This window comes from Jatrophihabitans sp. sgz311053, assembly GCF_056135305.1.
Genome location: NZ_JBWAXP010000002.1, coordinates 105,050 through 126,396 on the forward strand (window position 1 = coordinate 105,050; position 21,347 = coordinate 126,396).

The 21,347-nt window shown below is 72.5% G+C and carries 21 protein-coding genes; 12 read left to right on the top strand and 9 right to left on the bottom strand.

The window, feature by feature from the left end; translation table 11 throughout:
• Nucleotides 1-7 precede the first annotated feature (7 nt).
• The gene (gene pdxH, locus AC0NZQ_RS09330) at nucleotides 8-661 is read left to right on the top strand and encodes a pyridoxamine 5'-phosphate oxidase (RefSeq protein WP_474529533.1); all 654 of its coding nucleotides are present in this window, start codon (nucleotides 8-10) and stop codon (nucleotides 659-661) included.
• A complete protein-coding gene (locus AC0NZQ_RS09335) occupies nucleotides 658-2,022 on the top strand; it encodes an MFS transporter (protein WP_474529534.1) in 1,365 nt (454 codons plus the stop codon). Before pdxH ends, AC0NZQ_RS09335 begins: the two co-directional genes overlap by 4 nt.
• A gap of 66 nt (nucleotides 2,023-2,088) precedes the next feature.
• Here the strand turns inward: AC0NZQ_RS09335 and bioB are convergent, their stop codons facing one another.
• Nucleotides 2,089-3,144 carry a biotin synthase BioB gene (bioB, locus tag AC0NZQ_RS09340; RefSeq protein WP_474529535.1) on the bottom strand — a complete coding sequence of 352 codons (1,056 nt, stop codon included), beginning with the start codon at nucleotides 3,142-3,144 and terminating at the stop codon, nucleotides 2,089-2,091.
• A 46-nt stretch (nucleotides 3,145-3,190) separates the two neighbouring features.
• On the opposite strand from bioB, the gene AC0NZQ_RS09345 reads away from it, so the two are divergent.
• Nucleotides 3,191-4,087 (top strand): aldose 1-epimerase family protein, encoded by an 897-nt coding sequence (locus tag AC0NZQ_RS09345; RefSeq protein WP_474529537.1) that lies wholly within the window; start codon nucleotides 3,191-3,193, stop codon nucleotides 4,085-4,087.
• Here the strand turns inward: AC0NZQ_RS09345 and AC0NZQ_RS09350 are convergent, their stop codons facing one another.
• Genes AC0NZQ_RS09350 through AC0NZQ_RS09360 form a run of 3 tightly spaced genes read right to left on the bottom strand, consistent with a single transcriptional unit; the run spans nucleotide 4,088 to nucleotide 7,590 of the window.
• Nucleotides 4,088-4,807: a TIGR03089 family protein gene (locus tag AC0NZQ_RS09350; protein ID WP_474529538.1), complete on the bottom strand. Its 720-nt coding sequence runs from the start codon at nucleotides 4,805-4,807 to the stop codon at nucleotides 4,088-4,090.
• Nucleotides 4,795-6,015: an LCP family protein gene (locus AC0NZQ_RS09355; protein ID WP_474529539.1), complete on the bottom strand. Its 1,221-nt coding sequence runs from the start codon at nucleotides 6,013-6,015 to the stop codon at nucleotides 4,795-4,797. Before AC0NZQ_RS09355 ends, AC0NZQ_RS09350 begins: the two co-directional genes overlap by 13 nt.
• A gap of 48 nt (nucleotides 6,016-6,063) precedes the next feature.
• Nucleotides 6,064-7,590, bottom strand: coding sequence for an LCP family protein (locus AC0NZQ_RS09360; RefSeq protein WP_474529540.1), 1,527 nt, complete (start codon nucleotides 7,588-7,590; stop codon nucleotides 6,064-6,066).
• Between the two features lie 181 nt (nucleotides 7,591-7,771).
• Here AC0NZQ_RS09360 and AC0NZQ_RS09365 point away from each other — a divergent pair, with 181 nt between their 5' ends.
• Genes AC0NZQ_RS09365 through AC0NZQ_RS09375 form a run of 3 tightly spaced genes read left to right on the top strand, consistent with a single transcriptional unit; the run spans nucleotide 7,772 to nucleotide 11,102 of the window.
• Nucleotides 7,772-9,040, top strand: a complete 1,269-nt coding sequence (locus tag AC0NZQ_RS09365; RefSeq protein WP_474529541.1) for a SpoIID/LytB domain-containing protein — start codon at nucleotides 7,772-7,774, stop codon at nucleotides 9,038-9,040.
• Between the two features lie 55 nt (nucleotides 9,041-9,095).
• Nucleotides 9,096-10,157, top strand: a complete 1,062-nt coding sequence (gene manB, locus AC0NZQ_RS09370) for a mannose-1-phosphate guanylyltransferase (protein ID WP_474529542.1) — start codon at nucleotides 9,096-9,098, stop codon at nucleotides 10,155-10,157.
• Between the two features lie 45 nt (nucleotides 10,158-10,202).
• Nucleotides 10,203-11,102 carry a DNA-3-methyladenine glycosylase family protein gene (locus AC0NZQ_RS09375; RefSeq protein WP_474529543.1) on the top strand — a complete coding sequence of 300 codons (900 nt, stop codon included), beginning with the start codon at nucleotides 10,203-10,205 and terminating at the stop codon, nucleotides 11,100-11,102.
• Between the two features lie 7 nt (nucleotides 11,103-11,109).
• On the opposite strand, the gene AC0NZQ_RS09380 is transcribed toward AC0NZQ_RS09375, so the two are convergent.
• The 3 genes from AC0NZQ_RS09380 to cofD form a co-directional block, all read right to left on the bottom strand.
• Nucleotides 11,110-11,931, bottom strand: a complete 822-nt coding sequence (locus AC0NZQ_RS09380; RefSeq protein ID WP_474529544.1) for a serine hydrolase domain-containing protein — start codon at nucleotides 11,929-11,931, stop codon at nucleotides 11,110-11,112.
• Nucleotides 11,928-13,265, bottom strand: coding sequence for a coenzyme F420-0:L-glutamate ligase (locus tag AC0NZQ_RS09385; RefSeq protein ID WP_474529545.1), 1,338 nt, complete (start codon nucleotides 13,263-13,265; stop codon nucleotides 11,928-11,930). Before AC0NZQ_RS09385 ends, AC0NZQ_RS09380 begins: the two co-directional genes overlap by 4 nt.
• 187 nt (nucleotides 13,266-13,452) lie before the next feature.
• Nucleotides 13,453-14,424 (bottom strand): 2-phospho-L-lactate transferase, encoded by a 972-nt coding sequence (gene cofD, locus AC0NZQ_RS09390; RefSeq protein ID WP_474529547.1) that lies wholly within the window; start codon nucleotides 14,422-14,424, stop codon nucleotides 13,453-13,455.
• Between the two features lie 41 nt (nucleotides 14,425-14,465).
• Here cofD and AC0NZQ_RS09395 point away from each other — a divergent pair, with 41 nt between their 5' ends.
• Nucleotides 14,466-14,855, top strand: a complete 390-nt coding sequence (locus AC0NZQ_RS09395) for a DUF6176 family protein (protein ID WP_474529548.1) — start codon at nucleotides 14,466-14,468, stop codon at nucleotides 14,853-14,855.
• 18 nt (nucleotides 14,856-14,873) lie between these two features.
• Here AC0NZQ_RS09395 and AC0NZQ_RS09400 read toward each other — a convergent pair whose 3' ends face one another.
• Together AC0NZQ_RS09400 and AC0NZQ_RS09405 are read right to left on the bottom strand one after the other, a co-directional pair.
• Nucleotides 14,874-15,512, bottom strand: a complete 639-nt coding sequence (locus AC0NZQ_RS09400; protein WP_474529550.1) for an O-methyltransferase — start codon at nucleotides 15,510-15,512, stop codon at nucleotides 14,874-14,876.
• Between the two features lie 68 nt (nucleotides 15,513-15,580).
• Nucleotides 15,581-16,945 (bottom strand): pyridoxal phosphate-dependent decarboxylase family protein, encoded by a 1,365-nt coding sequence (locus AC0NZQ_RS09405; RefSeq protein WP_474529551.1) that lies wholly within the window; start codon nucleotides 16,943-16,945, stop codon nucleotides 15,581-15,583.
• 182 nt (nucleotides 16,946-17,127) lie between these two features.
• On the opposite strand from AC0NZQ_RS09405, the gene sigE reads away from it, so the two are divergent.
• The 5 genes from sigE to AC0NZQ_RS09430 all read left to right on the top strand — a co-directional run bounded on the left by sigE (nucleotide 17,128) and on the right by AC0NZQ_RS09430 (nucleotide 21,300).
• Nucleotides 17,128-17,715: an RNA polymerase sigma factor SigE gene (gene sigE / locus AC0NZQ_RS09410; RefSeq protein ID WP_474529552.1), complete on the top strand. Its 588-nt coding sequence runs from the start codon at nucleotides 17,128-17,130 to the stop codon at nucleotides 17,713-17,715.
• On the top strand, nucleotides 17,712-18,272 hold the full coding sequence (locus AC0NZQ_RS09415) for a hypothetical protein (protein ID WP_474529553.1): 561 nt from the start codon (nucleotides 17,712-17,714) through the stop codon (nucleotides 18,270-18,272). Before sigE ends, AC0NZQ_RS09415 begins: the two co-directional genes overlap by 4 nt.
• 114 nt (nucleotides 18,273-18,386) lie before the next feature.
• Nucleotides 18,387-20,084 carry a S1C family serine protease gene (locus tag AC0NZQ_RS09420; protein ID WP_474529555.1) on the top strand — a complete coding sequence of 566 codons (1,698 nt, stop codon included), beginning with the start codon at nucleotides 18,387-18,389 and terminating at the stop codon, nucleotides 20,082-20,084.
• Nucleotides 20,084-20,611, top strand: a complete 528-nt coding sequence (locus AC0NZQ_RS09425; RefSeq protein WP_474529556.1) for a sec-independent translocase — start codon at nucleotides 20,084-20,086, stop codon at nucleotides 20,609-20,611. Before AC0NZQ_RS09420 ends, AC0NZQ_RS09425 begins: the two co-directional genes overlap by 1 nt.
• 41 nt (nucleotides 20,612-20,652) lie before the next feature.
• Nucleotides 20,653-21,300, top strand: coding sequence for an SDR family oxidoreductase (locus AC0NZQ_RS09430; protein ID WP_474529557.1), 648 nt, complete (start codon nucleotides 20,653-20,655; stop codon nucleotides 21,298-21,300).
• Nucleotides 21,301-21,347 lie beyond the last annotated feature (47 nt).

Sequence of the window (21,347 nt, forward strand, 5' to 3'; positions counted from 1 at the left end):
GGCGGGAATGAGCGACGGCACCATCGATCCCGCCGGATTGCGACACAGCTACACCCGCGGCCATCTCGCCGAGGCCGATGTCGCCGACCACTGGCTGCCGCAGCTGCGGTCCTGGTTCGACGAGGCCGTGGCCGACCCCGGCGTCGCCGAGCCCAACGCCATCCAGCTCGCGACAGCCGACGCCGCCGGACGTCCCGATGTCCGGACGGTACTGGCCAAGGCCATCGACGAGCGCGGCATCGTCTTCTACACCAACTACGACTCGGCCAAGGGCCGCGACCTCGCCGCCAACCCGCGCGGAGCCGCCGTCTTCGCGTGGTTGCCGATGGAGCGGCAGGTCCGTCTCGTCGGTGCGGTGACGCAGGTGTCGCGAGAGGAGACCGAGGCCTACTTCGCTTCCCGGCCGCGGGCCTCTCAGCTGGGAGCGTGGGCCTCGCCGCAGTCCGCGGTGGTGGCCTCGCGCGCCGAGCTCGAGGCGGCCGAGGCGGCCGCCGCGGCACGCTTCGGCGACGGTCCGGTGCCGGCGCCGCCGCACTGGGGCGGCTACCTGCTCGCCCCCGACGCCGTCGAGTTCTGGCAGGGCCGGGTGGGGCGCCTGCACGACCGCATCCGCTACCGCCGCGACGGCGCCAGCTGGACGATCGAGCGTCTAGCCCCATGACGAAGGAACCGTGTGCACCTCGCAACGCCGCTGACGTGGCGTCAGCGGAGGAGTTGGAGGCGCCGCCGGGTGCAAACCAGGTGTTGGCCGACGACGTCTCGGCGGATGTCGCCGCAGAGCAGGCCCGGAGACTTCGCGCGATGCTGCGCAAACAGGCGGTGGACACCCGGCCGCTCGCGATCCCCGCCTACAAGCGTCTGCTGATAGGGCAGGGCACCTCGTTCATCGGCTCGATGCTGACCCAGGTCGCGGTCCCGGTGCAGATCTATGCCATCTCCCACTCGTCGCTCTACGTCGGCCTCGTCGGGCTCGCCGGGCTGGTCCCGATCGTCGTCTTCGGCCTCTACGGCGGCGCGATCGCCGACGCCATCGACCGGCGGGTGCTCTACTTCTGGTCCTCGCTGCTGTCCTGGACGGTCACCCTGGCGCTGCTGGTGCAGACGCTGGCCGGCCTGGACAACGTCCCGCTCATCCTCGCCCTCGTGGCGGTGCAGTCCGGGGCGTTCGCGGTGGCCTCGTCGGCACGGGGCGCCATCATCCCGCGGCTGGTGCCGACCGAGCTCGTCCCCGCTGCCAACACCCTGAACTTCACCGTCGGCAACGTTGGGCAGGTGGCCGGACCGCTGCTCGCCGGCGTCCTGGTGACGTTGCCCCACGGCTTCGCCCTGGCCTACGGCGTCGACGCCGTGCTCTTCACCGCCGCGCTCTACTCGGCGCTGCGGCTGCCCGCCATCAAGCCCGACGGCCACGCGCCCAAGCTCGGCCTGCGGTCCGTCGCCGAGGGGTTGGCTTTCATCGCCACTCGCCCGGTGCTGCTGATGTCGTTCTTCGTCGACATCGCCGCCATGGTGCTGGCGATGCCCCGCGCACTCTTCCCCGAGGTAGCCGACGACCGCTTCGGCGGCAACGTCGGTCCGCTCTACGCCGCGATCGCCATCGGGGCCGTCATCGCCGGGCTGTCGAGCGGCTGGATCGGCCGGGTCCGGCGACAAGGCCGGGCCCTCACCTTCGCCATCCTCGGCTGGGGTGCGGCGGTGGCGCTGTCAGGACTGGCGCACCAGCTGTGGCTCGCCGTCGCCCTGCTCGCCGTGGCCGGCGCCGCGGACCTCGTGAGCGCCGTCTACCGGCAGACCATCCTGCAGACCTACGCCCCGGACGAGATGCGGGGCCGCATGCAGGGTGTCTTCATCGCCGTCGTCGCCGGCGGTCCGCGCCTGGGCGACCTCCGGGCGGGCGGGACCGCGGCGGCGGTGAGCCCCACCCTCTCCTGGGTCGGCGGCGGCATCGCCTGCATCGCCGTCGTCGCGGTGGCGGGGTTCGCCGTCCGCTCGTTCTGGACCTACGACACCGCCGCCACCTGACGCTTCCCCTGCGCTCTGGTCGATCGGCGAGCCGGAAATCGACCAGACGACAGGGGAAGGCGACGGTCAGGCGTTGGGGGCGACCTCGGTCCCGGCGCCGCGCTGCCGCGAGACCGGACGGCTGCGGGCCTCGTCGGTGTCGTCGGCGCCCAGGACGTGGAACCCGGCGTCGGCGATCATCGCCAGGTCGGCGGCAGCAGCCTGCCCCTCGCTGGTGAGGTAGTCGCCGAGGAAGAGCGAGTTCGCCAGGTGCAGCGCCAACGGCTGCTGCGAGCGCAGGTGCATCTCGCGACCGCCGGCCATCCGGACCTCGGCGGTCGGGGCGGCCAGCCGCACCATCGCCAGGATGCGCAGGCAGCGGCCCGGCGTCAGCGTCCACTCGTCCTGCAGCGGGGTCCCCTCGAAGGGCATGAGGAAGTTGACCGGGATCGAGTCGCTGTCCAGGTCGCGCAGGGCGAAGACGGCGTCGACGAGCTGGTCGTCGGTCTCACCCATGCCCACGATCAGGCCGGAGCACGGCGACAATCCGGCGGCCTTGGCCTTCTCGACGGTGTCGACCCGGTCGGCGTAGTCGTGGGTGGTGCAGATGTCTTCGTAGCGCGACTCCGCGGTGTTGATGTTGTGGTTGTAGGCGTCGACACCGGCGGCCTTGAGCTGCTCGGCCTGCCCGTCGGAGAGCAGCCCCAGGCAGGCGCAGACCTCGGCCTGCGGGTGCTGCTGCTTCAGCTCGCTGACCACGGCCCCGACCCGGTCGACATCGCGCTGGTGCGGACCGCGCCCCGAGGCGACCAGGCAGACGCGCGAGGCGCCGCCGTCGAGGCCGAGCTTGGCCTGGCGTACCGCCTCGTCCTGCGAGAGCCAGGTGTACTTCAGCACCTCGGCCTTCGAGCCGACGGCCTGCGAGCAGTAGAAGCAGTCCTCGGGGCAGAGGCCGGACTTCAGGTTGACGAGGTAGTTCACCTTGACGCTCGTGCCGAAGTGCTTGCGGCGCACCCGGCCGGCGGCGGCGACGAGGTCGAGCAGGTCGTCGTCGGAGGACTGCAGGATCTCCCGGGCGTCCTCTCGGCCGAGGGTCTCCCCGGCGAGGATGCGGTCGGCGAGGTCGGAGAACGCATTCGACATGGCCCGCAGCCTAGCGAGGCCCCGGCCGGTCGCTACCGTCGCAACCATGACCCTCAGCGGCAAGGAGTGGACGATCACAGCCGAGGAGCACTTGGCCACGGTCGTCGAGGTCGGCGCGGGACCGCTGCGCTACCGGGTCGGCGACCGGGACCTCACCTGCAGCTACGGCGACGGCATCCTGCCGCCCAAGGGCTGCGGCAGCACCCTGGTGCCCTGGCCCAATCGGCTCGCCGGCGGTCGCTACACCTTCGCCGGCGAGGGACAGCAGCTGGCGCTGACCGAACCGGACGCCGGCAACGCGATCCACGGTCTCGGCCGCTGGGTGCGCTGGACGCCGGTCCGCCAGGACGCCCACCTCGTCACCCTCGGTCTCGACATCGTGCCGCAGAAGGGCTACCCGTTCGAGGTCCGCGTCGAGGTCACCTACGAGGTGCACGCCGAGCGCGGTCTCACCGTCACCCTCGCCGCCCGCAACCACGGCACCGGCCCCGCGCCCTTCGGCGCCGGGTCGCACCCGTACCTGTCCAGCGGCGGCACCCGCCTCGACGACGTCGAGCTCACGCTCCCCGTCGCCGAGCAGCTCGTCACCGACGAGCACCAGCTGCCGGTCGGCCGGCGAGCCGTCGACGCCGCCACCGACTTCCGCTCCGGCGCCCGGCTGGGCTCGCGCCGCTTCGACAGCGGCTTCACCGGCGTGCAGCGGGACGCCGACGGCCGGGCGGGCGCGGTGCTCCGGACAGCCGACGGCGCCACGCGGCTCTGGTTCGACGCGGCCTTCGGCTACCTGCAGGTCTTCACCGTCGACGACGTCACGCCGGGGCAGCACGGCATCGCCATCGAGCCGATGAGCTGCGCGCCCAACGCCTTCAACAGCGGCGACGGGCTCGTCGTGCTGGAGCCCGGCGACACCTGGGCCGGCAGCTGGGGCATCCAGCCGCTGTGATCACCGCCGGACGGTGACGCGCTCCTGCTCGGCACGGCGGGCGACGATGTCGTCGGGCACGGGACCCGCCCCGAACCCCTGCCGCAGCATCACGACCGACCCGCCGACGGCCAGCGGCAGCAGCACCGTCTCGTGCCACGAGGCGTCGTCGACGACGAGCAACCGGCCACCCTCGGTGAGCCCGATCTGCTCGGCGCGCTCGGTCGCGGCGGCGAGCAGCTCGCCGCGGGTCGTGCCGACCACGGCCGGGTCGGCGGGTCCCGCCGGCATGCTGACCGCCGCCCACGCGTCGCCCTGCGGCCGGACCGCGCTCACGTAGTCGGTCGTCCCGGCGGGGGCCGCGTAGCCGAAGCCGAAGGCTCCGCGCGCAGGGTCGATCACGAACCGGTCGTCGACGTCGAGGTCGGCCACGGAGTCCGGTGTGCCGAAGGCGGCGTCCACCGCGCCGTCGCTGGCTATCGTCACGCCCGCCGCGAGGCAGCCCAGGACGATCGGTGCAGCGAGCCAGTGCATCGGCAGCGCGACCGCCACCGTGTCGCCGACGCCGAGGCCCAGCTCGTCACCCAGCAGGTTCCGGGTCTTGGCCACCCAGTTCGCCAGCGACTTGCGCGACAGCTCGGACCGCTCGCCGCTGACCTCGTCGTAATAGGTCACGAAGGGCCGCGAGGCGTCCTCGGCGACGAGGGCGGCGAAGCGCCGCTCCGGGGTCAGTTGATGCACTTGCTGTCGATCGCCGCGGGGGACTTCGAGACCTGCGACGACGAGGCCGAGGAGGCGGGGGCCTTGCTGCCGCTCGTCCCGGGCGCGGAGCTCGCCGGTGCCGGCGATGCCGCTGGCGGGTCGATGACCTTGGCGACGAAGCGCTTCACCTTGGCGACGTTCACGCTGCCGTCGTCGGCGACCGGGATGGTCTTGCCGACGATCTTGTTCGCAGTGAGGTTCTGCAGCTGCCGGGCCAGATCCAGGATGTTGAGCGACTCGTCGAAGTAGACCGAGCGCTTGAGCGCGTCGCCGACCTCGCGCAGCTTGAAGAGGATGCCGGCGGAGGCGACCTGGCGGAAGGCGGCGGTGAGGAAGTACTGCTGCCGCTTCACCCGGGCGAAGTCGCCGCCCTGCAGCCCGTGCCGCTGCCGGACGAAGGCCAGGGCTTCCCGGCCGGAGAGGACGTGCTTGCCCTTGCTGAGGTAGAGCCCGGAACCACCCCGGACGCCCTCGCGTGCCATCACGGTCTTGTTGCGGTCGTCGACGTTGTGGCAGAGGTTGACCGGGACACCGCCGATGGCCTTGCTGAGGCGGTAGAAGCCGAGCAGGTCGATCTGCACGTAGTGGTCGACCTGCAGGCCGGTGAGGTTGGTGATCGTCTTGATGAGGAGGTTCGCGCCCGCGGTCCGCGCCTCGGTGTCGGACTTCCCGGCGGCCTTGGCGTCGGTGTACGCGCTGGCGTACGGGGAGTTGAGCTTGTTCGGACGGTAGCCGTCGGGGATGTCGACGACGGTGTCGCGCGGCAGCGAGATGAGCGTGGCGCGGGTGCCGTCGGCCGGGACGTGGATGATCATCATGGTGTCGGTGGCGAGGCTGCCGCCGTCACGCCCGACGTGCAGTTCCTTGACCTCGGCGTCGGTCATGTTCTCGCGGTCGTCGTTGCCGACCACGAGGATGTTCTGGTCCTTGCCGTCGATGTCCGGCGCGGGCGTGCCGCCGGCCTCCTGCGCCCCGACCTTCACACCCAGCCGGGACGTGTTGTTGTTCAGGTCGCGGAACTGGTACCAGACGTAGCCGGCCACCACGAGCAGCGTGACCGAGAGGATGGATCCGACGACCCGGCCGAGCGGCCGCAGGGCGTGCAGGCCGCCGTGCAGGCCGCTGTCCTGGCCACCGCGGTGACGACCGCGAGGGTCGAGATGGGCGGGCAGTTCGGGAGTGGACACCGCGCCACCGTACAAGTTGTTTCGATGTGAGAGGGCTGAAGCGAGCTCTCAGTTGATGCAGCCCAGGCCGTTGGCCGCCTCGGGAGAGACGCCACCGGTGCCGCCGGACGAGCTCGCGGAGCCGCCGTGGGAGCCCGCCGGTGCCGGGGGCGGCGTGACGCCGCGGACCATCACGTCGTTGTCGCCCACCACCACGGTCACCCGCGCCGCGTCGGGCACCAGGGTGGCCTTCGCGCCGGGGACGGCGGCGAGGACGGCCTTGGCCTGCGCCTCGGCGCCGGGCGGGTACTGCACCGTCGTCTTCTTCGTCGGGTCGGCCGTCCCGACCGTGCCCACCCGGAAGCCGAGCCGCTGCAATCCGGAGCCGTTCTTGGCGGCGAGGCCGCTGGTCTCGGTCCCGTTCAGGACGTCGACGGTGACCGACGCCGGCGCGGCGGCCTTGGCCTTACGCATCGCGTCGTCGGTCTTGCCCTCGAGCTGGGCGACGAAGGCGGGGATGGCCTTGGTGTTCACCTGGATGATCGAGGTCTCGATGCCGCCGGGGTAGATCAGCTTGCTGCCGTCGTTGGGGAGGGTGGCGAACTGGATCTTGCCGGCGGTGAGGGACTGGAACTGCTTGGCCAACGACAGCAGGTCCAGGCCGGGGTCGGTGAGCATGGACGAGCTGATGGCGTGCAGCAGATCCCGCATCTTGAAGGGGTTGAGCAGCGTCCCCGCCGAGGTGATCTTGGCAAAGGCGGCCTTGAGGAAGTACTGCTGCCGCTTCACGCGGTCCAGGTCGCCGCCGGGCAGGCCGTGACGCTGCCGGACGAATGCGAGCGCCTGCTTGCCCTTGATGGTCGAGACGCCCTTGGGCAGGTCGATGCCGCTGAAGCCGCGGCGGGTGCCGTCGGTCTCGGTGTACTTGTTCTGCGCCGCGTTCAGGCACACCTCGACGCCGCCGATGGCGTTGCTGATCCGGTAGAAGCCGAGCAGGTTGACCTGCATGTAGTGGTCGATCTTCAGGCCGGTGAGGGCCTGGATGGTGGCGATGGTGGCGCGGATGCCCGCGCTCTCGGACTGCTCCTCGTTCCGCCCGGCGGAGCGGGCGGCGTTGTAGGCGTCCGGATAGGCCGAGTTCAGCTTGCCGGGGCCCTGGCCGGGGATGGTGACCCAGGAGTCGCGGGGGAAGGAGACCAGCGTCGGCCGCGCGTCCGAGCCGGAGGGCAGGTGCAGCACCATCATCGTGTCGGCGTTGACCGTCGTCGTGTCGTGGCCGGTGTGGAGGGCGTCGAGCTCCGCGCGGGTGGCGCCGGCGCGGGTGTCGTTGCCGATGAGCAGGATGTTCTGCTGGCGGCCGTCGGCGTCCCGACCGGCGCCGGGGACGCTCTCGCCGTGCGGCACCTTGTTCTGGAAGTTCTGGAAGGTCGCCCAGGCGACGCCGCTGGCGACGAGGACGAGCAGGGAGATCGAGGCGCAGAGCGCTCGCAGCCCCACGCGGACCTTCCAGGGCATGCCGCCGCCGAGCTCCCGGACGGGCCGGGGCCCGGCCGCGGCGCGGTCGGTGGCCGAGGCGGGATGGTCGTCGTCGCTCATCGGGGCCGAGGCTAACCGCCCCTGCGCCGGTTTCGGCGCACGCCGCGGGGCGGGTCGCCGACTGCTGCGCGAGGATGGCTGGGGACGAGCAGTGGCGCGGGGGTTCCGATCGCCGGGGACATAAACTAACCTCGAATTCACCACGGCGTGTCGCCGACGATCCCCCCGAATCGAGTGGTAAATGAGCCCGTCCCCCCACCGGGTGCCCCGAACCATGCCCGGACGTCTCTCCCGTCAGCTCGTCCTGCCGTTGGCCGGTGCCGCGGCCCTGACCGCGTCCCTGCTAGCCGCCTCAACCCCGCCCGCCGCGGCCGAGACGGTGACCCTCTCGCCCACCGGGACGCTGGTGGTGACGCTGCGCGGCAACGGTCACGGTCACGGCATGAGCCAGTACGGCGCCGAGGGCGCGGCGGCCAAGGGCCTGTCGTTCAGCAAGATCCTCAACTTCTACTACCCCGGTGCCGCCGTGACGCGGCTCGCTGCCTCGACCATCCGGGTGCGGCTCTCCGGATTCCCCAACTCACTGACCGTGGCCGCCTACCGCGGGCTCACCGTCACCGGGCAGCGCAACGCCCTGCCGATCACCGGCATCAAGAAGTACCGCCTCGCGCCGAGCGGGACCGGCTTCACGCTGCAGCAGCTGGGCAGCGCCGCCGGCAGCAGCTGGCGGACCGTGCGCAGCGGGCTGCCCGACGGCAGCGAGTTCTGGCGCACCACCAAGGGCTCGGTGCGGCTGTACCGGGCGGACGGGTCGAGCGTCCGCTATCTCGGCGCGCTGCGGGCGGTCCGCTCGGGCAGTGGTGCCTACCCGGTGAACCGGACGAGCCTGGACAACTACACCGCCGGGGTCGTCCCCAGCGAGATCCCGACCTCGTGGCAGGCGCAGGCCGTCAACGCGCAGGCCGTCGCCGCCCGCTCCTACGGCCGCTACGCCGTGGAGAACGAGGGGACCCGGAACTACGACATCTGCGACACCACCCAGTGCCAGGTCTACGGCGGCCGCGCCCGGTACGACCGTGCCGGTCGCATCGTCGCCCGCGACTACCAGCCCGCCGCCGTGGCGACGGCGAACCAGGTGCTGCGCTACCAGGGTCGGACCGTCTTCGCCCAGTTCTCGGCCTCCAACGGCGGGTACATGGCCTCGGGCGGACAGCCGTACCTGCCCGCCAAGGCCGACCCCTACGACCCCGGCGCGCCCGGCAACCCTTACGTGAACTACACCCGGACGGTGTCGGTCCGCTCGCTGGCCTCGCAGTTCGGCTTCGCGAAGCTGACCCGGCTGGCCATCACCAAGCGGGACGGCGGCGGCGCCTGGGGTGGCCGGGTGCTCTCGGCCCGGCTCACCGGCACTGGCAGCAACGGCAAGGCGCGGACGACGACCGTCACCGGCTACGACCTGCAGTGGGCCATGGGCGTCGGTACGACGCTGTTCACAGTTCGTCGGGGGTGACCGCACACCCCCGCAGGGTGTGGCAGGCTGCGGGGCGACCTCCGGAGGACCGCCCATGACCGACACCGACGCCGTCATCCTCGTCGGCGGGCTGGGCACGCGGCTGCGGCCGCTCACGCTCAGCGCGCCGAAGCCGATGCTGCCGACGGCAGGCGTGCCGTTCCTGACCCATCTGGTGACCCGGTTGCGCGAGGCGGGGGTGACCCACGTCGTGCTCGGTACGAGCTACCGGGCCGAGGTCTTCGAGGAGCACTTCGGCGACGGCGCCGACCTCGGGGTGGAGCTGGAGTACGTCGTCGAGACCGAGGCCCTCGGCACCGGCGGCGGCATCCGCAACGTCGCCGACTCGCTGCGCGGCGACACGGTGCTGGTGCTCAACGGCGACAACCTCGTCGGTGTCGACCTCGTCGCGCTGCTGGCCAGTCACCACGAGCGCGACGCCGACGTCACGCTGACGCTGACGCGGGTGAGCGATCCGCGGGCCTTCGGCTGCGTGCCCACCGACCCCGACGGCCGCGTCACGGCTTTCCTGGAGAAGGACCCGAACCCGGTCACCGATCAGATCAACGCCGGCCTCTATGTCTTCCGGCGCCCCGTCATCGACACGATCCCCACCGGACGTCCGGTGTCGGTCGAGCGGGAGACCTTCCCCGGCCTGCTCGAGGCAGGTGCTGGGGTCTACGGCTACGTCCACGACGGGTACTGGCGCGACTTCGGCACCCCCGCCGACTTCGTCACCGGCTCCTGCGACCTCGTGCTCGGCCGCGCGCCCTCGCCGGCCGTCGCGACGCCGGGAGAGTCACTGCTGCTGCCCGGCGCCGAGGTCGCCGGCACGGTCACCGGTGGCACCACCGTCGGCCGGGGCGCCGTCGTCGCCGAGGGTGCGCAGGTCCATGCCTCGGTGGTCTTCGACGGGGCGCGGATCGGTCCGGGTGCGGTGGTCCGCGCTTCGGTGATCGGTGCCGGCGCGGTGATCGGTGCCGGCGCGGTGATCGAGGACGCGGTCGTCGGCGACCGCGCCACGGTCGGGGAGCGGGTCGAGCTACGCCACGGCGCACGGCTCTGGCCCGATGTCGTGCTACCGGACTGCTCGCTGCGCTTCTCGGCCGACGTCTGAGGCACGCGCCACCGGCTGTCGCCGCCGTGAGTCACAATCGACGGCGTGCTGAGCTGGGATGCCGGGCACCGCATCGACCTGCGGGCCACCCTGGCGCCGCTGCGGCGGGGTCGGGACGATCCCGCCCACCGCTGGGACTCGGCCGGCCGCTTCTGGCGCGCCTGCCTCACCCCGGACGGCCCCGGCACGCTGGCGGTGAGTGCCACCGGCAGCGTCGTGACGGCCGAGGCGTGGGGCCCCGGTGCCGACTGGCTGCTCGCCCGACTGCCGGTGATGCTCGGCCGTGACGACGACTGGTCCGGCCTCGACGTCAGCTCCCATCGGCTGCTGCACGAGACGCACCGGCGTAGCGCCGGGCTGCGGCTGGTGAGCACCGGCCTGGTCTTCGACGCCCTCGTGCCGGCCGTGCTCGAGCAGAAGGTGACCGGTCTCGAGGCGCGCCGCTCCTGGCGCCTGCTGCTGCTGCGCTTCGGCGCGCCCGCCCCCGGACCGCAGCCGGGCCTGCGCGTCCCGCCGTCACCGCAGGCGCTGCTCGAGCTCCCCGGCTGGGAGTGGCACCGGCTCGGGGTGGATCTGAAACGCCAGCGGGCCATCCGGGCCGCGGCCGGCGTCGCGTGCCGGCTGGACGAGGCCGCCGCCATGACCCACGCGGACGCCACCCGGCGGCTGCTGCTGATCCCCGGCATCGGACTGTGGACCGCCGCCGAGACCACCCAGCGGGCCCTCGGCGACCCGGATGCCGTCAGCGTCGGCGACTACCACCTCAAGAACATGGTGGTGCACCTGCTCACCGGACGCGCCCGGGGCACCGACGAGGAGATGGTGGAGCTGCTCGGCGCCTGGCCGGGGCAGCGACAGCGCGTCATGCGGCTCATCGAGGCCACCGGCATCCGGGCGCCCCGCTACGGCCCCAAGTTCAATTACACCGACATCCGCGCAATCTAGGACGCGGTTAGCGGTACTCCGACAGTACCGCGTCCGACAGCGGCGGCCATGCCTGCTTGGCCCAGTCGCCGAAGGGCTCGTCGGCCAGGGCGACGAGCGCCAGCCGGGCCACGGGGTCGACCCAGAACATGGTGCCCGCCTGGCCGAAGTGACCGTAGGTCTGCTCCGAGTTCGCCGAGCCGGTCCAGTGCGGCGACTTCGTCCCGCGCAACTCGAAGCCGAGGCCCCAGTCGTTGGGGGTCTGTCCGCCGTAACCGGGCAGAACGCCACGCAGGCCCGGGTACTGCACCGATCGCAGCTCCGTCAGCGTCTCAGGGGCCAGTAGTCCGGTGGGGGAGAGCAATTCTGCGCAGACCCGCGCAATGTCACCGACAGTGGCACGGCCGGCATGCGCGGGGGAGCCGTCCAGGGTGGCGCCGGACATCTGCAGCGGCGTGAAGACGGCCTCCTGCAGGTACTGCGCGAAGGGCATCCCGGTGCCGCGCTCGACCAGGCCCGCGGCGAGGTCGAATCCCGCGTTCGAGTACACCCGCCGCTCGGCCGGTGCGTACTGGCGACGTGGTTGGTCGCCGGCGATTCCCGAGGCGTGTGCGAGCAGGTGCCGCAGCGTCGCGCCCGGCAGCAGCTCGGGGTCGGCTGCATCGTCCAGGCTCACGGCCTCCTCCTCGACCGCGACCAGGACGGCCAGGGCGGCGAGTGGTTTGGTGACCGAGGCCAGGGCGAAGACGTGGTCGTCCGGGCCACGGGTCGCCAGCACGCCGTCGGGGCCGACGACCGCGGCCGCCGCCGTCCGGACCGGCCAGTCACTGAGCTGGTCGAGCGCGCTCACGTGACCCTGCTGCGGGCCATGGCGACGAGGCTGGAGATCTCCGGCGAGACGTCGTGCGGCAGGTCGTCCCAGGGGAACCACCGCAGGTCCAACGACTCCTCGCTGCGGACCGGCTCCGCCCCCGGCGCGGAGAGCGCCAGGAAGCGGACGTCGAAGTGCCGGGTGGCGACGCCGAGCGAGCAGGTGATGGGGTGGATGCCCAGGTTGAGCGGGGTGGGGTCGAAGGACAGCGACCCGATGCCGCTCTCCTCCCGGGCCTCGCGGGCCGCGGCGTCCAGCAGCGTGTGGTCGCCGGGCTCGCAGTGCCCGCCGAGCTGCAGCCACATGCCGACCCGGGGATGCAGGGTCAGCAGCACGGCGCCGCGCGACGGGTCCACCACCAGCGCGCTCGCCGTCAGGTGGCCCGGCACGCAGGAGCGCCACATCGCGTCGGGACGCGCGGCCAGGAAGCCGAGGAAGGCCTGGCGGATCGCGGCGTCCGCGACCTCGCCGGGGGGCATGGCGCCGATGACGTCCAGGGCATCGGCGTGCAGCGGGGGCGGGGTCGAGTCGGCGCGCTCGGCGTCGGCCCGTCCCACTGCGATGGCCTCGGCGGTGCCGAGCCGGAACATGTCGTCGTCGGCCCCGCGTCGCAGCTCGCGGCTGCCGCGGCCGTCGTCGGCGAGCCGGTTGCCGGCGCCCAGGCCGCGCACGACCGCCACCGGCACCCCGCCGAGCTTGCCCTTCACCAGGTCGGCGGCGGCGGCGACCTCGTCGGCGACGGCGACGATGGTGGCCTCCAGCGTGTTGCCGTAGGCGTCGGTCTGCCCCCGCGGGTCACTGAGCGCGCCGAAGCCGGCGACGCCGATCGCCTGGTCGACGACGCCGCCGCGCCAGGGTCGTCCCATCGTGTCGCTGAGGACGACGCCGACGGTGACGCCGGTCAGCTCCCGCAGCCGGTCGCGCAGCAGCGCCGCCGAAGCGTCCGGGTCGACGGGCAGCAGCGCGAGCTCGTTGCGGGCCACGTTGCTGGCGTCCACGCCCGCGGCCGCCATGACGAGCCCCTGCCGGTTCTCCACGATGCGCAGCGTGCCGCGGCGCGCGACGAGGCGGACGGTCTCGGCGTCGATGGCGGCCTGCCGGGCGGCCTCGCGGACCTCGGGGTCGGCGGAGTCCAGCACCACCATGCGCCCCTCGGCCTTGGAGACGATCTTGGAGGTCACCACCACGACATCGCCGTCGTGCAGCGTCGTGTGGTCGACGATGATGCGGCCGAGGTCGTCGCCGGGGTGGATCTCCCCGATCCCGGTGACCGCCTCGATCTCGATCCGGGGCGCGGCGTGATCGGTGCTCATGCGCGTCCTCGCTTCGCTCCGGGCGCGCACGAGGCTCGGCGTGCGCTGTGCTGCTGAGTCGCTCCGCAAGCGTCGCTCACGCATCCTCGCTTCGCTCCGGGCGCGCACGAGGCTCGGTGTGCGCTGTGCTGCTGAGTCGCTCCGCAAGCGTCGCTCACGCGTCCTCGCCTCGCTCCGGGCGCGTCGCTCATACCACCAGCTCCTGCGCCGCGCGGACCATGGCCGCGGTGGCGTCGTCGGAGGTCATGAGCAGCGGGACGGCCGCCACCCGGACGCCGGGGACGTCGGCGGTGTCGGTGTCGTGGATCAGCCAGCCGTCGAGCAGTCCGCCGTCGCGCCGGGCGCCGTAGTGACGCCCCACCCCCTGCGCGCTCACCTCGACGCCGATCGTCGGCAGGCAGGAGTCAGCCATCCCCCGCACCGGTGCCCCGCCGATGATGGGGGAGAGGCCCACCACGGGCGCCGGCGCGTCCGCGAGAGCCTCCCGGATGCCCGGCACGCCGAGGATGGTGCCGATCGAGACCACCGGATTGCTGGGGGCGATGAGGACCAGATCCGCGGAGGCGACGGCCTCGAGGACGCCCGGCGCCGGTGTGGCGTCGTCGACGCCGACCTGGACGAACGCCTGCGCCGGCAGGCTGGCGCGATGCCGGACCCACCATTCCTGGAAGTGGATGGCCCGCCGTCGCGCGGTGGCCTCGCCCGCCTCGGCGAGCTCCACCACGACGTGGGTCTCGCAGCGGTCGTCCGACATCGGCAGCAGCGTGACGCCGGGCTGCCAGCGCCGGCAGAGCGCCTCGGTGACGGCGCTGAGCGGGTAGCCGGCCTCGAGCATCCGGGTGCGGACGAGATGGGTGGCGATGTCCAGGTCGCCGAGGCCGAACCAGGACGGCTCCGCGCCGTACGCGGCGAGCTCCTCCTTGATCCGCCATGTCTCCCCGGTACGGCCCCAGCCGCGCTCGACGTCGTGGACCTCGCCGAGGGTGTACATGACGCTGTCCAGGTCCGGGCAGATGCGCAGCCCGTGCAGGGTCACGTCGTCGCCGGTGTTCACGATGGCGGTGATCTCGTGGTCGCCGTCGTCGCCGGGGAATGCCGCACGCACTCCACGCAGGAAACGGGCCCCGCCGATACCGCCGGCCAGCACTGCAATTCGCACGGCGACAAACCTACGCGGTGGGGTGCGAGACGATTCGCCCCATGAGTCCGAAGAGCATTCCCGAGGGGCTGACCGTGTCGCTATCACGCGGCAAGGTGCTGCCCGGCGCCTCTGCCGAGGCCGACCGCTGGATGGCCATGCTGGACGAGCGGGTGGACGAGTGCGTCGCCTCGCTCGACCGGGAGCGCATGGCCATCGAGATCGTCTTCCGGTTGCGGGAGGAGGGGGAGGACTACCTGTACTGGGTCTCGGTCCAGGGTCCCGACGGCGCGCGCGACCTCGACCTGACGCAGGCCATCGACCGTGATCATCTGGAGCAGGCCAAGCGCACCAAGCAACCCGGCTGGGTCGAGGCCGAGCCGCAGGTGCTGATGCTGCCCGACCCGGTGCGGCGCGCCGTCCTGCAGTGGGCGATGCGCCCGGCCGACTGAGGCAGTCGGCGCGGAAGCTCAGCGGCGCGCGGCCACCAGCAGTCCGTCGCCCACCGGCAGCAGGGCCGGGACGAGGCGCTCGTCGTCCCGGACGGTCCGGCCGAGGTCGCGCAGCACCGAGGTCTCGGGGTCGCGGTGGGACGGGTCGGCGACCCGGTCGTGCCACAGCGCGTTGTCGAAGGCCACCACGCCGCCGGGGCGCAGCAGCCGCAGCGCCTGCTCGTAGTAGACGCCGTAGGCGGGCTTGTCGGCGTCGACCAGGACGAGGTCGTACGCGTCGTCGCGCAGCCGGGGCAGCACCTCGGCGGCCGAGCCGTTGATGAGCCGGTACCGGCCGGCCGCGACCCCGGCCTCGGTGTAGGCCTGCTTGGCGGCACGCTGGTGCTCGCCCTCGACGTCGATGGTGGTGAGGATGCCGTCGGGCGCCATGCCGCCGAGCAGGTAGAGCCCGCTGACGCCGGCACCCGTCCCGACCTCCACCACGCTGCGCGCGCCGGTCGCGGCGGCGAGCAGGCGCAGGGTCGCGCCGCCGGCCGGACCGATGGGGGTGCAGCCGAGTTCGCGGCCCCGCTCGCGCGCTCGCGCGGTGATGTCGTCCTCGACGGCGAAAGACTCCGCGTAGGACAAGCTCGCCTGGTTCAGCATCGCCTCGGCCATGCGCAGACCCTATCGGTGGAATGATCGTGAATCCGGGTGCCGCAGCACCGCGATCCACTATCGGTCGGTCAGATCATCGAGTCCAGCAGCAGTTCCAGGTCCTGGACGGTCGTCAGCGGGTTGACGATGGCGAAACGCGTGCAGACCTGACCGCGGTGCGTGGTGGGGGTGACGAAGCCGATCTGCTCGTCGAGGATGCGGCTGCTCCAGCGCGCGTACATCTCGGCGTTCCAGCCGATGCGTTCGAAGACGAGCACGCTGAGTTCCGGTTCGAGCAGCAGCCGGACGTGGTCCCGGCTGCGGATCGCCTCCGCGCCCTCCCGCGTCACCTGCAGCGTCTTCTCCAGCGCCGCGGTGTAGGCCTCGGTGCCGTGGACGGCCAGCGAGTACCAGAACGGCAGGCCGCGGGCCCGGCGGGTCAGCTGGATGGCGAAGTCCGAGGGGTTCCACTCGCCGTCCACGGTGACCGGGTCGAGGTAGCCGGCGTGCTGGGTGTGCGCCACCCGCGCCTGCACCGGGTCGCGGTAGATGAGCGCGCAGGAGTCGAAGGGCGCGAAGAGCCACTTGTGCGGGTCGACGATGAAGGAGTCGGCGTGCTCGATGCCGGCGAAGAGATGACGCACGCTCGGCGCGGCCAGCGCGGCACCGCCGTAGGCCGCGTCGACGTGGAGCCACCAGCCCTCCTCGCGGGCCACCTCGCCGATGCCGGCGATGTCGTCGACGATGCCGAGGTTGGTGGTCCCGGCGGTGGCGACGACGGCAAAGATGCCGTCCCGGACCTCGGGGTCGGTGGCGGCAAGCGTCTCCCGCAGGGCCGCCCCCGTCATGCGGCCGCGCTCGTCGCCGGGGACGAGGACCATGTCCACGTCCATGACCACCCGCAGCGCGTGCTCGACCGAGGAGTGCGTCTGCTCGGTGACGACGACCGCCCAGCGGCCGGGCCGCCGGTCACCGCGACGATGCTTGGCCGACTCACGGGCGGCCACCAGCGCCGAGAGGTTGCCGATCGTCCCGCCCTGGACGAAAGCACCCCCGGCCTCAGCGGGCAGGCCGGCCAGAGTGGTGAGCCAGCGCAGCGCCTGGTTCTCGGCGTAGACCGCGCCCGAGCCCTCGAGCCACGAGCCGGAGTAGACGCTCGTCGCACCCACCAGCATGTCGAAGGCCGCGGCGGCCCGGGTCGGCGCGCTGGGGATGAAGGAGAGGTAGCGGGGGTGGTCCACCGACAGGCAGGCCGGTCCGAGCACGTCGTGCCAGAGCCGCAGCGCCTCGTCGATGCCGATACCCGAGGCGGTGATCGTCTCGCCGGCTTGCTCGTCCAGCTCGGCGGGTGTCAACGGGCGGTCGATCGGCGGTGCGGACATCGCCAGTCGCTCCAGGCAGAACCACGCCAGCCGCTGCACGGCCCGTTCGTCGTCCGGTGTCATGCGGTGCACGAGCGCCGAGCCTACGGCGCAACGACCGGCCGCGACACGACAGCCGTACCAGCGGACCGGCAGCCGGGAACGCGCGCCGGGAACGCTGAGAGCGACCTTGACGTTGTGGGAGACGTACAGCTTCGGATGATTGCCTCGTCCCGGCGGGCCGCAGCGGTCCCCGGACGAGCGTGAGGTGAGTGATGACGGTCGACGCGACCGAGCAGACGGTCCCGCAGGCGTGGGTGCCGCCGTCGTGGGACGAGGTCGTCCGCGAACACGCCGACCGGGTCTACCGGCTCGCCTTCCGGCTCTCCGGCAACCGCGCCGATGCCGAGGACCTCACCCAGGAGACCTTCGTCCGCGTCTTCCGCTCGCTGGCCGAGTACAAGCCCGGCACCTTCGAGGGCTGGCTGCACCGGATCACCACGAACCTCTTCCTGGACATGGTGCGCCGGCGGCAGCGCATCCGCTTCGACGCCCTGCCCGAGGACGCGCACGACCGCCTCGCCGGTGCCAACCCCGGCCCCGAGGCGACCTATGACCAGCTCCACCTCGACCCCGAGGTCCAGGCTGCGCTCGACGCGCTCCCGCCGGACTTCCGCGTCGCCGTGGTCCTCTGCGACCTCGAGGAGCTCTCCTACGAGGAGATCGCCGCCACCCTCGGCATCAAGGTCGGGACGGTGCGTTCGCGTATCCACCGCGGCCGGGTGCTGCTGCGCGAGGCCCTCGCCCACCGCGCTCCCGGCCGCCGTCCCGCGGCCGAGCACTGGGAGACGAGCGACGCATGATCGTCCACCCGCAGCACCTCTCGGACGAGGCCGTCGCGGCCTTCGCCGACGGTGTCCTCACCGGTCACGCCCGCGATCGCGCGGCCCGTCACACCCGGTCCTGCGCCGAGTGCGCCGAGGCCGTCCGGGTGCAGCGGGAAGCGGTGCTGGTGCTGCGCACCGCGCCGGCTCCCGAGCTACCGGGGGGCCTCTTCGACCGGCTCTGCGGGCTGCCGCAGGTGACGCCGATCGCGTCGCCGCCCACCGTCGTCATGCCCGACGGCAGCACCATGCTCGCCACCTCCGGTGCGCTCGGCTCGGTCGCGGCGTTCGTCCCGGAGCAGTCGGCTCGGCCGAATCGGTCCCACTCGCGCGCGGGCCTCTTCGGGACCACCGCCGCCGTCGTGGCCCTGGCCGGTGCGCTGGTCACCACCGCCGCGGTCGCCGGTGACAGCGAGGACGGCTCGGGTGAGCGCAGCGGGACCGGCACGGTGACGACGGTGCAGCATCGCAGCACGCCGTCGCCGGCCGCCCCGCGGTCCGCCGATCTCGATGTGTTCCGCGCAGGCGGTCGCTGAGCAAAACCCGGTCGGCTCGTCCTCCGGGCCCATCCCGGGGCAGACTCGACAGCAGGCCAACACCTCGGGCGGCGATCGTTCCTGCCCGGCGGAACGATCACGAGAGGGTGACGTGTGAGCGAGCGCAGCGACTCGGGCAGGCACGCCGCCCCCGACGCCTCCGGCGCGAGCCCCGGCTCCCCGGACGCCGTCGAGCGGACCCCGGACGCGGCCTACGCCCGTCCGGCCGGCGTCTCCGGTGGCTTCGAGTCCCGATCCGACGCGCCGACGGATTACCGGCCGCCGCCGCCCACCGTCAATCCGGCCGAGGCCGCCGTCTTCGGCCGCCCGCAGGGCGCGTCCGCCTTCGCGCCGCCGCAGCAGGAGCGGCTCGTCCCGCACCACACCACCCCTGCCCCGACACCGCGCGTCTTCGCCGACGCCTTCGGCGCTCCCGCCACCGCGCGGGACGGCTTCGACCCGGCGCCCGGCTCGCGGCTGCCGCCGGCCGGCAAGCCTGCCGAGTCGCCCTGGTGGAAGGCCGACGCACCGTCGGACCCGTGGCGGGACCCCTCCGCGCCGTTCTGGCTTGGCCGGGGCGCCGTCTTCGGCCCCGCCGGTCCGAGCCAGTTGGGGCCGGAGCAGGACACCGAGGCGGCAGCCGGGCAGCTCGCCGACGAGGGTGACGACGAGGAGCTCGACGGCGCCGAGTCCGGCGGCGACAACGTCCGCCACGTCAGGTTCGGCCTGCGGTCCTCGCTCGTCCTCGTCCTCGCCCTGTTGCTGGCCGGGACCGTCGGCGGCGTCGTCGGGTGGTTCCTCACCGACCGCGCGAACGACACGCTCTTCCGGCCGGACGCCAGCATCGCCCAGGTGGAGACGCCGACGCAGCGTCCGGCGGGGTCCGTGGCCGGCATCGCCAAGCGGGTGGGGCCGGCCGTCGTCTCGATCGCCGTGACGACGAAGACCCAGTTCAGCATCGGCTCCGGCGTCGTCATCAGCTCCGCCGGCGACGTGCTCACGAACAACCACGTGATCGAGGCGGCCGCCGACGGCAACGGCACCATCGTGGTGACCTTCAGCAACGAGGCCACCGCGGCGGCCCGCATCGTGGGACGGGATCCGCAGAGCGACCTCGCCGTGCTGCGCGTCCCGGACGACCAGCTCACCGTCGCCACGCTCGGCAAATCGTCCCAGCTGGCCGTCGGTGACAGCGTCGTCGCAATCGGCTCGCCGCTGGGTCTGCAGGGCACCGTCACCTCCGGCATCGTCTCGGCGCTGAACCGCCCCGTACGGGTGGACAACGACAGCGGTGGCCTGGACGCGTACCTCAACGCCATCCAGACCGACGCCCCTATCAACCCCGGCAACAGCGGCGGGGCACTGGTCAACAGCAGCGGCGCGGTCATCGGCATCAACTCGGCCGCGGCGCTCGGCACCGTCGGCCCCAACGGCTCGGGCGCGGCCATCACCGGCATCGGGTATGCGATCCCCATCGACTACGCCCGCCGCATCGCCCAGGAGCTGATCCGGACCGGCAAGGCCGAGCACGGCAGCATCGGGCTGCAGGGGCGCACTGTCGTCTCGGCGACACCGGGCAAGCAGGTCGGCGGCTACATCGTCCAGGTCTCGCCCGGCGGCCCGGCAGCCAAGGCTGGTCTTCAGCAGGGCGACGTTATCGTGGCTGCCGACGGCCAGGTGATCCAGACGTTCGACCAGTTGTCCGTCCTCGTTTCCCAGCGGCGCCCCGGCGACCGCATCGAAGTCACGTATTACGTCAAGGGCACGACGCAGAAGAAGACCGTGACGGTCACCCTCGCAAAGGACGACTGATGTTCAACCTCGGGCCGATGGAGATGGTGGTTCTCGCCATCGTCGGCATCGTGGTCATCGGTCCGGAGAAGCTGCCCGGCCTCGCCCGTGACGCCGCCGGCATGCTGCGCACCCTGCGCGAGCTCGCCACCGGGGCCCGACAGCAGCTGCGCGACGAGCTCGGTCCCGAGTTCGCCGACATGGACCTGCGCAATCTCAACCCGCGGACGGCTGTCACCCGGATGGTGCTCGGCGACGACCACGAGGCGGGGCGCTTCGACCCGAAGTCGATGATGCGCGACGCCTTCTTCGGCGACGAGGACCTCCGCGCCGCCGACCCGCGCTCCGATCTGCGCGACCTCCGGGACAGCTACCGATCCTCCTACTCCTTCGACGACCGGGCCGACGGCAGTCCCGCGCCCCGGGTCAACGGAGCGAACGGTCACGCTCACGGCCGGATCGACGTCACCAAGGGCGGTTCCGAGGCCCCCTCGCCTCGTCCTCGTCCGCGCCCGCGTCCCAGCAGCTATGGCGACGACATCACCTGAGTCGGCGTGACGACCCGGCGACGGCCGGGCAGGTACCTGGTATGCGCATCGTCATCGCCGGAGGACACGGCCAGATCGCCCTGCTGCTCACCCGCCGTCTCGCCGACGCCGGGCACCATCCGGTGGGGCTGATCCGCAACCCCGACCACGAGTCCGATGTCGTTGCCGCGGGAGGGGAGGCCGCGGTGTTGGACCTCGAACAGACTGACGTGGACGCGATCGCTGCTGCACTCCGCGGCGCGGACGCCGTCGTCTTCGCCGCCGGTGCCGGCCCGAAGAGCGGCGCGGCGCGCAAGCTCACTCTCGATCGGGACGGCGCGGTCAAGCTCGCCAGGGCAGCGCAGCAGGCCAACGTGCGGCGCTACGTCATGGTCTCGGCCATCAACACCGACGACTTCGACCCGGACTCCGACGAGGTCTACCAGGTCTACCTTCGCGCCAAGAGCGAGGCCGACGCGGCGCTGCGCGACACCGACCTGGACTGGACCATCGTCCGTCCCGGCGGTCTCTCCGACGACGCCGGCACGGGCCGGGTGACGCTGGCCGAGTCAGTCGAGCGGGCCAGCATCCCGCGGGCGGACGTCGCGGCGATCATCGCCGAGGCACTCGAGACCCCGTCGACCATCGGCAAGCAGTTCGAGGCCGTCTCGGGCGAGGACGCCATCCCGGACGCGCTCGCCGCCCTCTGACCCGTCCCACTCCCGACGATCAGGTCGCGGGGCAGCTCTCGATCAGG